This is a genomic window from Streptomyces carpinensis, assembly GCF_002154505.1.
GTDB lineage: Bacteria > Actinomycetota > Actinomycetes > Streptomycetales > Streptomycetaceae > Streptomyces > Streptomyces carpinensis.
In genome coordinates this window covers 1-12,257 of record NZ_MUBM01000140.1, presented here as the reverse complement: position 1 = coordinate 12,257, position 12,257 = coordinate 1, and the positions used below count along the sequence as shown (strand labels likewise).

12 protein-coding genes are annotated in these 12,257 nt (G+C 71.9%); 6 read left to right on the top strand and 6 right to left on the bottom strand.

Going from position 1 to position 12,257, the window contains the following annotated elements; all coding sequences use genetic code 11:
* Positions 1 to 1,672, top strand: a 1,672-nt coding sequence (locus tag BZY54_RS19385) for an alkaline phosphatase family protein (RefSeq protein WP_244217234.1), incomplete at its 5' end; no start/stop codon positions are given.
* Between the two features lie 19 nt (positions 1,673 to 1,691).
* On the opposite strand, the gene BZY54_RS53300 is transcribed toward BZY54_RS19385, so the two are convergent.
* From BZY54_RS53300 to dusB, 3 genes are read right to left on the bottom strand one after another with little or no spacing between them, the layout of a single operon-like run.
* Positions 1,692 to 1,847, bottom strand: coding sequence for a hypothetical protein (locus BZY54_RS53300; protein WP_244217233.1), 156 nt, complete (start codon positions 1,845 to 1,847; stop codon positions 1,692 to 1,694).
* On the bottom strand, positions 1,841 to 2,218 hold the full coding sequence (locus BZY54_RS19380) for a hypothetical protein (RefSeq protein WP_244217232.1): 378 nt from the start codon (positions 2,216 to 2,218) through the stop codon (positions 1,841 to 1,843). The genes BZY54_RS53300 and BZY54_RS19380 overlap by 7 nt, the downstream gene beginning before the upstream one ends.
* Before the next feature lie 44 nt (positions 2,219 to 2,262).
* Positions 2,263 to 3,405: a tRNA dihydrouridine synthase DusB gene (gene dusB / locus BZY54_RS19375; RefSeq protein ID WP_086726445.1), complete on the bottom strand. Its 1,143-nt coding sequence runs from the start codon at positions 3,403 to 3,405 to the stop codon at positions 2,263 to 2,265.
* A gap of 81 nt (positions 3,406 to 3,486) precedes the next feature.
* Between dusB and BZY54_RS19370 the strand changes: the two genes are divergently transcribed.
* Positions 3,487 to 4,932 (top strand): MFS transporter, encoded by a 1,446-nt coding sequence (locus BZY54_RS19370; protein ID WP_086726446.1) that lies wholly within the window; start codon positions 3,487 to 3,489, stop codon positions 4,930 to 4,932.
* 36 nt (positions 4,933 to 4,968) lie between these two features.
* Here the strand turns inward: BZY54_RS19370 and BZY54_RS19365 are convergent, their stop codons facing one another.
* Positions 4,969 to 5,898 (bottom strand): helix-turn-helix transcriptional regulator, encoded by a 930-nt coding sequence (locus BZY54_RS19365; RefSeq protein WP_086726444.1) that lies wholly within the window; start codon positions 5,896 to 5,898, stop codon positions 4,969 to 4,971.
* A gap of 101 nt (positions 5,899 to 5,999) precedes the next feature.
* On the opposite strand from BZY54_RS19365, the gene BZY54_RS19360 reads away from it, so the two are divergent.
* The 3 genes from BZY54_RS19360 (at position 6,000) to BZY54_RS19350 (ending at position 9,373) form a co-directional block, all read left to right on the top strand.
* Positions 6,000 to 7,433, top strand: coding sequence for an MFS transporter (locus BZY54_RS19360; RefSeq protein ID WP_086726443.1), 1,434 nt, complete (start codon positions 6,000 to 6,002; stop codon positions 7,431 to 7,433).
* A 152-nt stretch (positions 7,434 to 7,585) separates the two neighbouring features.
* On the top strand, positions 7,586 to 8,722 hold the full coding sequence (locus BZY54_RS19355; RefSeq protein WP_086726442.1) for a serine hydrolase domain-containing protein: 1,137 nt from the start codon (positions 7,586 to 7,588) through the stop codon (positions 8,720 to 8,722).
* A 213-nt stretch (positions 8,723 to 8,935) separates the two neighbouring features.
* Entirely contained in the window at positions 8,936 to 9,373 is a 438-nt protein-coding gene (locus BZY54_RS19350; RefSeq protein ID WP_086726441.1) for a hypothetical protein, read from the top strand.
* A 63-nt stretch (positions 9,374 to 9,436) separates the two neighbouring features.
* Here BZY54_RS19350 and BZY54_RS19345 read toward each other — a convergent pair whose 3' ends face one another.
* The gene (locus BZY54_RS19345) at positions 9,437 to 10,027 is read right to left on the bottom strand and encodes a TetR/AcrR family transcriptional regulator (protein WP_086726440.1); all 591 of its coding nucleotides are present in this window, start codon (positions 10,025 to 10,027) and stop codon (positions 9,437 to 9,439) included.
* Between the two features lie 38 nt (positions 10,028 to 10,065).
* The gene (locus BZY54_RS19340) at positions 10,066 to 11,076 is read right to left on the bottom strand and encodes an aldo/keto reductase (RefSeq protein WP_086726439.1); all 1,011 of its coding nucleotides are present in this window, start codon (positions 11,074 to 11,076) and stop codon (positions 10,066 to 10,068) included.
* Positions 11,077 to 11,246: 170 nt separating this feature from the next.
* On the opposite strand from BZY54_RS19340, the gene BZY54_RS19335 reads away from it, so the two are divergent.
* Positions 11,247 to 12,257: chitinase (locus BZY54_RS19335; RefSeq protein WP_086726438.1), on the top strand; the 1,011-nt coding region annotated here is incomplete at its 3' end.

Below are 12,257 nucleotides of genomic sequence, written 5' to 3'. Positions count from 1 at the left end.
CGCGCGGCGGGCATGGGGGCGCTGGCAGGTCGGGCATCCGGTCGCCGCGCGGAGGGTCTCCCTCGCCGTCACCGGGCTGGCCCTGGTCCTCGTCGTGGTCGCGCTGCTGCTGCCGAACAAGCGGGAGCAGTTCCATCTCGCGGCCTTCGTGCGGATTCCGGTGGAGGCGTTGCTCGGGGCGGCCGTACTGATCGCGTTGCCGCGCAGGCCACGCGTGGTCCTGGCGGCGCTCGGCGGGGTGGCGCTCGGCGTGCTGACCGTGCTGAACCTGACGGACATCGAGTTCAACCAGTACCTCGGCCGCAGCTTCGACGTGATCCTGGACTGGCAGCTGCTCGACGACGCCCAGTCGTATCTCGCCGACACCCTGGGCGGCACGGTCGCGCTGCTGGCCGCCGTCGCCGCCGTCCTGTTGGTCGTGGCGGTGCTCGCCGTGATGGCCCTTGCGGTGGTCCGGGTCGCCGCCTTCCTCGGCCGCGACCGGTCCCGCGCGACCCGTGGCCTGCTGCTCGCCAGCGCGGTGTGGATGACGTGCTCGACCCTGAACCTCCAGGTCTCCGGCATCCCGGTGGCGTCCGAGCACACGGTCACCATGCTCAGGTACCACGAGCAGGCGCTGCGTTCGACGATCCGGGACGAGCGCGCGTTCGCGAGGACGGCGAAGGCCGACGCGTTCGGGAACACGCCGGGCAGTCAGCTCGTGCCGGATCTGCGCGGCAAGGACATGATCTTCACGTTCATCGAGAGCTACGGCCGCAGCGCGGTCGAGGACCCGATCATGGCACCCGGTGTCGACAGGACCCTCGACGCCTCCACCCAGGCCCTGGCCAAGGCGGGCTTCCACGCCAAAAGCGGCTGGCTGACGTCGGCGACGTACGGGGGCGGCAGCTGGCTCGGCCACTCCACGTTCATGTCGGGCCTGTGGGTCGACAACCAGAACCGCTACCGCACGGTCACCTCCGGCGACCACCTGACCCTCACCGAGGCGTTCAGGAAGACCGGCGCCTGGGACACGGTCGGCATCATGCCGGGCGTGCAGAAGGGCTGGCCGGAGGCGAAGTGGTACGGCCTGGACAAGGTCTACAACGCCTTCCAGATGGGCTACGCGGGCCCGAAGTTCAGCTGGTCGACCATGCCCGACCAGTACGCCCTGGATGCCTTCCAGCGCCTCGCACACGGGAAGAGGCACGACAAGCCGCTGACGTCGTTCGTCATCCTGACCTCCAGCCACCAGCCCTGGGCGCCGGTCCCGCAGACGGTCGGCTGGGACCGGCTCGGCGACGGCTCGGTCTTCAAGGGCATCGAGGCGGCCGGCACCAAGCCGCAGGACATCATCACCGACCCCACCCGCTCCCGGGAGGCGTACGGAAAGTCGATCCAGTACTCGGTGACCGTCCTGACCCAGTGGCTCCAGCGCTACGGCGACGACAACACCGTGCTGGTCTTCCTCGGCGACCACCAGCCCATCGCCCGGGTCAGCGGCGACCACGCCAGCCGGGACGTGCCGGTCTCCGTCGTCGCCAAGGACCCCAAGGTCCTCGACAAGATCTCCGGCTGGGGCTGGACCGACGGCCTGCGCCCCGCCCACGACGCCCCGGTGTGGCCGATGAGCGCCTTCCGCGACCGCTTCCTGACGGCGTACGGCTCCACGCCGCACCCGTCGAAGGGCTGACCGCGTGGGCCGGCCCCTCTCAGGACGCCTCCATGGCCGCGCGAGCCGTCTCGGCGAACCGCTCCAGGGAGCCCAGGTACGCCTCCCGGGCCGTGTCGAAGCGGGCGTGCGCGCCGGCCTCACCGCGGGAGACGTGCCACAGGGCGCGGCTGACCTCGGTCGCGGCCGTCAGCACGGCCCGTGCCGCCGCGGCTTCTGGGCGGGGCCCTCCAGGGCGATGGCGCGGACACCGCGCATGAGCGGGTCGTAGGCCTCGCGCACCGCGACCCGCAGCTCCTGGACACTTGCCAGGAACCTCTCGCCCTCGCCGTGCTGGAAGCGCGCGTCGACGACCCGCCGGTACAGCTCGCCCATGACGTGGGCCCGCTCCATGAGCTCCAGACAGGCCGCCCGCCGCGCCTCCCGTACCCGCCCGCGGTGCTGGGCCTCGGCCGACGCCTGGGCCTGCGTCCTGGCCGCGCGTACGTTCCCGAGATTGGTCACCCAGCTCGTGAGCACCGCCGTACCACCGGTGAGGGCCGCCACCCATAACGCGCTGTCCGCCACGCGCAACAGTGTCGGCGCGGCCCGCGGCCGCTGTCGAGAGCGCCTCAGCCGCCGGAGGTGTCCAGCTCCGCGTCCTCGCCCACGCCCGCGCAGTCGTAGGGGTCCCTCAGCCAGCCGTCCGGCAGCACCACCCGGTTGTTGCCGGAGGTGCGGCCGCGGGGGCCGTCGGCGCCGGCCGGCCAGGGCTGGTCCAGGTCCAGCTCGTCCAGGCCGGCGCGCAGCTCCTCCAGCGAGGAGGTGATCGCGAGCCGCTTGCGCATCTCGGAGCCGACCGCGAAGCCCTTCAGGTACCAGGCGACGTGCTTGCGGAAGTCGATGACGCCCCGCGACTCGTCGCCGATCCACTCGCCGAGCAGCGTGGCGTGCCGGACCATGACGTCGGCGACCTCGCGCAGGGTGGGCCGCACATAGGCGTCGGTACGGCCCTCGAACGCCGCCACCAGGTCGGCGAACAGCCACGGCCGGCCGAGACAGCCCCGCCCCACGACGACGCCGTCGCAGCCGGTCTCGTGCACCATCCGCAGCGCGTCCTCCGCCGACCAGATGTCGCCGTTGCCGAGCACCGGGATCTCGGGCACGTGCTCCTTCAGGCGGGCGATCGCGTCCCAGTCGGCGGTGCCGCCGTAGTGCTGGGCGGCGGTGCGGCCGTGCAGCGCGATGGCCGTCACGCCCTCCTCGACGGCGATCCGGCCGGCGTCGAGGTAGGTGATGTGGTCGTCGTCGATGCCCTTGCGCATCTTCATCGTGACCGGCAGGTCGCCCGCGCCGGTGACCGCCTCGCGCAGGATGGCGCGCAGCAGATTGCGCTTGTAGGGCAGGGCCGAGCCGCCGCCCTTCCTGGTCACCTTGGGCACCGGGCAGCCGAAGTTGAGGTCGATGTGGTCGGCGAGGTCCTCCTCCGCGATCATGCGGACGGCCTTGCCGACGGTGGCCGGGTCGACGCCGTACAGCTGGATCGAGCGCGGTCGCTCGCTGTCGTCGAACCGGATCAGCTGCATGGTCTTGTCGTTGCGCTCGACCAGGGCCCGGGTCGTGATCATCTCGCTCACGAACAGGCCCTTGCCGCCGGAGAACTCCCTGCACAGGGTGCGGAAGGGCGCGTTGGTGATGCCGGCCATGGGGGCCAGGACCACCGGCGGCTGGACGGTGTGCGGACCGATCTGCAAGGGGGACTCGGGCGTGGGCATTCCCCCATTGTCGCGTATCGGCGGGGATCATGTACCAGTCATTAGTTAACCGCACTATCGAAACCGACTACCATGGGGCCCATGCCCGAGCTCAGCCACCGCCGGCGTCTGCTGGTGCTCGCGATCTGCTGCATGAGCCTGCTGATCGTGAGCCTGGACAACACCGTTCTGAACGTCGCCCTCCCCTCGATGCAGCGCGAGTTGCACGCGAGCACGTCCGGCCTGCAATGGACGATCGACGCCTACACGCTGGTCCTGGCCTCGCTGCTGATGCTCGCCGGTTCCACGGCCGACCGGATCGGCCGCAAACGCGTGTTCATGACCGGCCTCGTCGTCTTCGGCATCGGCTCGCTGCTGTGCTCGCTCGCGCCCAACCTGGAGCTGCTGGTCGTCTTCCGCATGGTGCAGGCCGTCGGTGGCTCGATGCTCAACCCGGTCGCCATGTCGATCATCACCAACACCTTCACCGACCCGCGCGAGCGCGCCCGCGCGATCGGCGCGTGGGGCGCCGTGGTGGGCATATCCATGGCTGCCGGCCCGCTCGTCGGCGGACTGCTGGTGGAGTCGGTCGGCTGGCGCTCGATCTTCTGGGTCAACCTGCCCGTCGCCCTCGCCGCGATCCTCCTCACCCTCCGCTTCGTCCCCGAGTCCCGCGCCCCGAAGGCCCGCCGCCCGGACCCGGTCGGCCAGGTGCTGGTCATCGCCCTGTTCGGCGCGCTGACGTACGCGATCATCGAGGCCCCGGACGCGAGCGCGGCCACGGTCGTGCCCTTCGGCGCCGTCGCGCTCGCCGCTCTGCTCGGCCTGCTGTGGTACGAGCCGCGCCGCACCGAACCCCTCATCGACCTGCGGTTCTTCCGGTCCGCCCCGTTCAGCGGCGCCACCGTCATCGCGGTCAGCGGCTTCGCGGCCCTCGGCGGCTTCCTCTTCCTGTCCACGCTCTACCTGCAGAACGTGCGCGGCCTGGACGCCCTCCACGCGGGCCTGTGGATGCTGCCGATGGCGACGCCCACCTTCCTGTGCGCCCCGCTGTCCGGCCGGCTGGTCGGCAACCGGGGTCCGCGCCTGCCCCTGCTGATCGCCGGGTCCGCCATGACGGTGAGCGCGGTGCTGTTCGCGGCCTTCGAGGCCGAGACGTCCAACCTCACGCTCGTGATCGGGTACGTGCTGTTCGGCATCGGCTTCGGCTTCGTCAACGCCCCCATCACCAACACCGCGGTCTCCGGCATGCCGCGCGCCCAGGCGGGCGTCGCCGCGGCCGTCGCCTCCACCAGCCGGCAGCTCGGGCAGACCCTCGGCGTCGCGGTGGTCGGCGCGCTGCTGGCCTCCGGGATCGGCTCGTCCTCGTACCGGGACGCGTTCGTGTCGGCGGCCCGGCCCGGGTGGTACGTGCTGGTGGTCTGCGGACTGGCGGTGCTGGCCCTGGGTGCGGTCACCTCCGGCCGGTGGGCCAGGCGGACCGCCGAGCGCACGGCCGACCGGCTCGAGGAGAACGAGGTGCGCCAGGCGGCGGGCGTCGGCGCCTGAGCCGCCCCGGCAGCACCCCTTCCCCCACCGGCGGCCCTACGCGCGCATCTCCAGCGCGATCGCGTGCAGCTTCTCCAGCCGCTCGCGCGACTCCTCGTCCGCCGGTACGTACGTCACCATGCGCGGCCCCACCTCCGGGCTGAGCCACAGGTCGGTGTGGTCGACGGTGAGACGGCCGACGTGGGCGTTGCGGAACTCCTTGCGCTTGCTCGCCGGGGCGACCACCTCGTGCCGGTCCCAGGCCCGGCGGAAGTCGGGAGACTGGTCGCGCAGCCGCTTGAGCAGCGTCTTCCAGGTCGGGTCGGCCAGATGCCCGGCCATCGCGGCGCGGAACCGGGCGGCCATGTGCCGGGTGGCGTCCTCCAGGTGCACGATCGACGAGCGCCACTCCTCGTGCGTGTACGACAGGACCATGCAGTTGCGGTCCTCGGCGGCCACCGCGTCCAGGTCGCAGAGGAGCAGGCCGTAGGTGCGGTTGTAGGCGAGGATGTCGTACCGGCTGTTCTGCAGGCAGGCCGGGAAGGGCTCGATCTGCTCCAGGACGGCCCGCAGGGCGGGTGTGACCGACGGGCAGACGGTCGGCGGGGCCGGGTCCGGGGCACCGGCCAGCTGGAAGAGGTGGGCCCGCTCGCCGGGGTCGAGCAGCAGGGTGCGGGCCAGGGCGTCCAGGACCTGCACGGAGACCTGGATGTCCCGGGCCTGTTCGAGCCAGGTGTACCAGGTGACCCCGACCGCGGAGAGGTGCGCGACCTCCTCGCGGCGCAGGCCCGGTGTACGGCGCCGGGGGCCGCGGGGCAGGCCGACCCTCTCGGGCGCGATGTGCTCGCGCCGGTGGCGCAGGAAGGCGGCGAGTTCGTGCCGCCGGACCGCCGACGCGACGGCCTCCCGGGAGCGCGCGGGCCGAGGCTCACGCTCCGCTTCGCCTGCCGCTTCCCGGAACCGCGTCTCGTGGGCCATGGTGGTCATGTCTCCAGCCTGCCCCCTCGCGAATCCTGTTTCCAGGTAGTGCCAGTACCAGGATAAGAACACTCTGGTACCCGTCTCGGCACCGGCGCAGGCTCGGGTCCGTGACCACCCAAACCATCTCTTCACGCACCGTCCGGTCCGCCGCGGCGACGCCACCCGCGCTGGGCGGGCTCGGACTGTTCACGGTGCTGCTGGCCGCGGCACTTCCGCTCATCGACTTCTTCATCGTCAACGTCGCCCTGCCCACCATCGGCAAGGACCTGCACGCGGGCGAGGCGGTCCTGGAACTCGTCGTCGCCGGGTACGGGGTGGCGTACGCCGTCCTGCTGGTCCTCGGCGGCCGGCTCGGCGACCTGTTCGGCCGGCGCCGCCTCTTCATCGGCGGCATGGCCGCCTTCGGCCTGACCTCGCTGGCCTGCGGGCTCGCGCCCGGAGCCTGGTCGCTGGTCGGGGCGCGGGTGGCCCAGGGCGCGGCGGCCGCCGCGATGCTGCCGCAGGTACTGGCCACCATCCAGGCGGCCACGTCCGGCCCGCGCCGGGCCAGGGCGATGGGCCTGTACGGGGCGACGGCGGGCCTGTCCATGGTGGCCGGGCAGATCCTCGGCGGCGTCCTGGTCGCCGCGGACCTGTGGGGCTCCGGCTGGCGCTCGGTGTTCCTGGTCAACGTGCCCGTCGTGATCGTCGGCCTGGTGCTGGCGCTCCGGACCGTCCCGGAGACCCGCTCACAGCACCCGGAGCCGGTCGACGGCCCCGGCACGGTCCTGCTGGCGGTGTCCTTGCTGGCGCTGCTCGTACCCCTCGCCGAGGGCCGTGCGGCGGGCTGGCCGCTGTGGACGTGGCTGTCGCTGGCCGCGTTCCCGCCGGTGACGGCGGTGTTCTACGCCGTGGAGCGCCGGGCGGACCGGCAGGGCCGTACGCCACTGGTGCCGCCGAGCCTGTTCCAGCTGGTGTCGCTGCGCCGGGGCCTCGCGCTGATCGTGCCGTTCTCCATCGGCTTCAGCGGTTTCATGTTCGTCATCGCGGTGGCGTTGCAGCGCGGCGCGGGTCTCGGCCCGGTCCCGGCGGGGCTGGCCCTCGCGCCCATGGCCGTCGTCTTCTTCTTCGTCTCGCTGGCCGGGCCCCGGCTGGTCGCCCGGTACGGCACGCGCGTGGTGACGGCGGGAGGGGTCGTGCAACTGGTGGGCGTGGGCCTGATGGCGCTGGCCGTCCGGCAGTCCTGGCCGCACCTGGGCGTCGTGGAACTGCTGCCCGGGGCGGCGTTCGCCGGCGCCGGCCAGGCGCTCCAGCTGCCCATCATCTTCCGGATCATCCTCTCCGAGGTGCCGGCCGCCCGGGCCGGCGTGGGCAGCGGGGTCATGGTCACCGCCCAGCAGTCGTCGCTGGCGCTGGGCGTGGCCACGCTCGGCACCCTGTTCCTCTCCCTGGTCCCCGGCTCGGGCATGCGGGACGCCCTGGTGATCACGCTCCTCGCGCAGCTGGCGGGGGTGGTCCTGACGGGGCTGCTCAGCCTGCGGCTGCCGCGCACGATCGGCTGAAGTCCGAGATCGCCCGGGTGCGGGTGCGGTGCGATGACTTTCCACGGTGGCGGGAGTCGTAGACGGGACCGGGGCCCGGTCGCCGTGCACGGCACGAGCCGTGCACACGACGGGGAACTCCGGGACGACCGCGACCACCGGAAGGCCGACCGATGAGCGAACTGCACGACACCCTGCGACGGTACGTGGACGACGGCACGGTGCCGGGGGCGGTGGGCCTGGTGGCCCGGGGCGACGACGTGGAGGTGGTGGCCGTCGGGTCCGTCGACACCGACGGGACCGCCCCGATCACCCGTGAGTCGATCTTCCGGATCGCCTCGATCACCAAGCCGATCACCGCGGCGGCCGTGCTGATGCTGGTGGAGGACGGGCTGATCGGTCTGGACGACCCGGTGGCCGAGTGGCTGCCGGAGCTGTCGGAGCCGGTCGCCGTCCGCACGCCGTCGAGCCCCGTGGGCGACGTGGTCCCGGCGGCCCGGCCGATCACCGTCGAGGATCTGCTGAGCTCGCGCACCGGCTGGGGCTTCCCCTCCGACTTCTCCCTCCCGGCGGTCGAGGCGCTGTTCGCGGTGCAGAAGGACGGCCGGGCCCTGCAGGAGTGGCCGGACCCCGACACCTGGCTGGCCGAGCTGGCCCGCGTCCCGCTGCTGCACCAGCCCGGCGAGGCCTGGCTGTACGGCACGTCCTCCGACCTCCAGGGCGTGCTGATCGCCCGGGTGTCGGGCCGTACGCTTCCGGAGTTCCTGGCCGAGCGGGTCTTCGAGCCGCTCGGCATGCGGGACACGGCGTTCGAGGTCCCGGCGGCCGCGCGCGACCGCTTCACCAGCTACTACCGCCTCGCCGAGTCCGGTGCCCTGGAACTCGCGGACGCCCCGGACGGCGACTGGAGCAGGATGCCGGCCTTCCCGTCGGGCGGCGGGGGCCTCGTCTCCACGGCCGACGACTGGCTGGCCTTCGCCCGCATGCTCCTGAACGGCGGCACGGCGGGCGGCCACCGCCTGCTCGATACCGCTTCGGTGAGCCGGATGACGACCAACCACCTCACCGCGGCCCAGCGCGACATCGCCACCTTCTTCCTGGAGGGCCAGGGCTGGGGCTACGGCGGCCAGGTCGACGTCACCCCCGCCGACCCGTGGAACGCCCCCGGCCGCTACGGCTGGGTCGGCGGCACCGGCACCACGGCACACCTCACCCCCACGGGCACGGTGACGATCCTGCTGACCCAGGTGGGGATGCGCAATCCGACCCCGACCCGGTTGATGCGCGCCTTCTGGCGCGCGACGGCCTGACGGGGGCCTGGGGGCAACGTAAGAAACAAGTGAGCGGGCTCACCAGTGCTGAGCTGCGGGCTTGCCTCAAACATGAGGTTTTCCGTCCCGTTTTTGACCTTCGTCGAGTCGCCGCGCAGGCGGCCCGGAGCAAGTCTGGAGGAGCGCGATGAGCCCCCCTCGGGGGGTCGTCGGCCGCAGGGGGGATCCGTCGACCCAACGGGAGACACCACCATGCCTGCCACCCTCCGCCACCGCTGTGTCCGTGCACTCGCGGCCGGCGCCCTGTCCGCCGCGCTGGCGTCCGCCGGATCGGCCGCCGCGCTCGCCGCGGACAACGCGCCGCCGGCGGTGCCGAGCGTCACGCACAGCGCACCGGCGAAGCCGATGACCAAGGCCTCGATCACGGCCAAGGTCAACCACACGTCCGTCAAGGCCGGGGAGAGCGTCACCGTCGCCGGGCGCGCCAAGGACGTGAAGCCCGGCACCAAGCTGGTCCTGCAGCACATGCACAACGGCAAGTGGACCACGCTGCACGCCAACACCACGGTCAAGAAAGGCGGCGCCTACAAGCTGACCGGCAAGCTCAACACCAAGGGCACCGAGCACCTGCGGGTGGCCACGTCGGACGGCAAGACGCACTCGCCGACCCTGACCGTCATGGTGCACTGACGCACACGGGACAGCGCCCCGCGGTCCACCACCGCGGGCCGCTCGAGCGGCCGGCGCGCCTCTCTACGGCCGCAGTCCCCGCAGCAGCAGGTCCAGGACCGCGTCGAACTCGTCCTGGACACCCGGCCGCTCCCACTCCCGCGCATGGCACGGGTCGTGGAAGCGGCCGGTGGCGTGGAAGAGGGCACGGGCCGTGGCGGCCGGGTCGGCGGCGGTGAACGCGCCGGCGGCGACGCCCGCCTCGACGATCCGGGTCAGCTGGGCCGTGAGGTCGTCGATGTGCTCGCCGACCACCTCGCCGTTCTCGTCGGTGAGCACCGAGTAGGTGGCGAACAGCTCGGGATCGTGGCCCGCCTTGCGGCGCTTGGCGTCGAACAGCCCCTGGAACCAGTCGCGCAGCCGCGCCTCGGGACCACGTCCTTCCTCGGCGGCTATGCCCGACAGGGCTTGGGAGGTCCGGTCCAGCCACCGCTTGGTCACCGCCTCGCGCAGCGCCGCCTTGGTGCGGAAGTGGCGGTAGACGCTGCCGTGACTGACGCCGAGCGCGCGGGCCACGTCCACCACGGTGGCCTTGGCCGGCCCGTGGCGGCGCAGCACCTCCTCGGTCGCCTCGAGGATGCGCTCGGCGGTCAGGGTCTCGGTGGTGGGTGACATGTCTTAGACCGTACCTGGGCGCTCGACCGGCACCACCGTCAGCGTTCGCTGTCCAGATGCGCCATCTGCGCCTCGGGGTAGCGCTCGCCCGCCGCCGCGTCCGCCGGTACGGCCTCCTCGATCGCGCCCAGGTCGGCCGCGTCCAGGGTGACGTCCAGCGCGCCCAGCGCCTCCGACAGGCGCCGGCGGGTGCGGGCGCCGATCAGGGGCACGATGTCCTCGCCCCGGGAGAGCACCCAGGCGACAGCGATCTGCGCGACGGTGACGCCCTTGCCCTCGGCGACCTTCCGCAGGGCCTCGACGAGGTTCAGGTTGTGCTGGAGGTTCTCGCCCTGGAAGCGGGGCGAGTGCGCCCGGAAGTCGGTCGGGGCGAGCTGACGGTCGCGGCTGAAGTGTCCGGAGATCAGACCGCGCGAGAGGACGCCGTACGCCGTGATCCCGATGCCGAGTTCACGGGTGGTGGGCAGGATCCGGTCCTCGATCCCGCGCGAGATGAGCGAGTACTCGATCTGCAGGTCCGAGATCGGCGCGGTGGCCGCGGCGCGGCGGATCGTGTCGGCGCCGGCCTCGCTGAGGCCGATGTGCCGTACGTACCCCTTCTCGACCAGCTCGGCGATCGCGCCGACCGTCTCCTCGATCGGTACGTCGGGGTCGACGCGGGCGATCCGGTAGACGTCGATGTGGTCGACGCCGAGGCGCTGGAGCGAGTAGGCGGCGAAGTTCTTCACGGCGGCGGGACGGCCGTCGTAGCCGCTCCAGTTGCCGTCGGGATCGCGCAGCGCGCCGAACTTCACGCTGACCAGGGCCTGTTCGCGGCGGGCGGCGGGGGCGGCGCGCAGTGCCTCGCCGATCAGCATCTCGTTGTGGCCCATGGCGTAGAAGTCGCCGGTGTCGAGCAGGGTCACGCCCGCTTCGAGGGCGGCGTGGATGGTGGCGACCGACTCGGTGCGGTCCGCATCGCCGTACAGCGCGGACATGCCCATGCAGCCGAGGCCGAGGGCGGAGACCTGAGGGCCGGTGGTGCCGAGGGATCGGGTGTTCATCGTCATGGGTCCACCATGGCATGACGAATGACAGATTTCAATATCTGTCACTTGCCATTTGTCACGCGCCCGCCTCCGCCGCACCGGTCCAGACTCTTGACGAAAGGTCTGGACCAGAGCACTGTCATGTCTGCGACATCCACGGCCCTCACCGCACCCCCACCGGGAGGCTCCGCATGATCCGCCGCAGACTGCGTCTGCTCGCCGCCGCTCTGGCCACCGCCTGTCTCGCTCCGCTCTCCCTCGCCTTCGCGCCCGGCGCCTCGGCCGCCTCCACGGCGACCGACACCTGCGCCGTGAAGTCCAGGCCCGCGGGCAAGGTCCTCCAGGGCTACTGGGAGAACTGGGACGGCTCCTCCAACGGCGTCCACCCGCCCTTCGGCTGGACCCCGATCACCGACTCCCGTATCGCCGCGCACGGCTACAACGTGATCAACGCGGCCTTCCCGGTCATCCGCTCCGACGGAACGGCCCTGTGGGAGGACGGCATGGACACGGGCGTGAAGGTGGCCACGCCCGCGGAGATGTGCGCAGCCAAGGCCTCCGGGCAGACCGTCCTTCTCTCCATCGGCGGCGCGGCGGCCGGCATCGACCTGAGTTCGCAGGCGGTGGCGGACCGGTTCGTGGCATCGATCGTCCCGATCCTGAAGAAGTACAACTTCGACGGCATCGACATCGACATCGAGACGGGCCTGGTGGGAAGCGGCAGCATCAACCAACTGTCCACTTCCCAGGCCAACTTGATCCGCATCATCGACGGCGTCCTGGCGCAGATGCCGTCGAACTTCGGCCTGACGATGGCCCCGGAGACCGCGTACGTCACCGGCGGCAGCATCACGTACGGCTCCATCTGGGGCGCGTATCTGCCGATCATCAAGATGTACGCCGACAACGGCCGCCTGTGGTGGCTGAACATGCAGTACTACAACGGCGGCATGTACGGCTGCTCCGGCGACTCCTACTCGGCCGGCACGGTGGAGGGATTCACCGCCCAGACCGACTGCCTGAACAAGGGCCTGGTGGTCCAGGGAACGACGATCAGGGTCCCCTACGACAAGCAGGTCCCGGGTCTGCCCGCCCAGTCGGGCGCGGGCGGCGGCTACCTGTCCACCTCCCAGGTCTCCCAGGCCTGGCGCCACTACGGCACCGGGCTGAAGGGCCTGATGACCTGGTCGATCAACTGGGAC

Bases quoted from the DNA above. Each gene is read 5' to 3' on its own strand.
- BZY54_RS19350 (WP_086726441.1), top strand. From the start codon at position 8,936: ATGCCTGCCACCCTCCGCCACCGCTGTGTCCGTGCACTCGCGGCCGGC.
- BZY54_RS19345 (WP_086726440.1), bottom strand. From the start codon at position 10,027: ATGTCACCCACCACCGAGACCCTGACCGCCGAGCGCATCCTCGAGGCG.
- BZY54_RS19355 (WP_086726442.1), top strand. From the start codon at position 7,586: ATGAGCGAACTGCACGACACCCTGCGACGGTACGTGGACGACGGCACG.
- dusB (WP_086726445.1), bottom strand. From the start codon at position 3,405: ATGCCCACGCCCGAGTCCCCCTTGCAGATCGGTCCGCACACCGTCCAG.
- BZY54_RS19365 (WP_086726444.1), bottom strand. From the start codon at position 5,898: ATGACCACCATGGCCCACGAGACGCGGTTCCGGGAAGCGGCAGGCGAA.
- BZY54_RS19340 (WP_086726439.1), bottom strand. From the start codon at position 11,076: ATGACGATGAACACCCGATCCCTCGGCACCACCGGCCCTCAGGTCTCC.
- BZY54_RS19370 (WP_086726446.1), top strand. From the start codon at position 3,487: ATGCCCGAGCTCAGCCACCGCCGGCGTCTGCTGGTGCTCGCGATCTGC.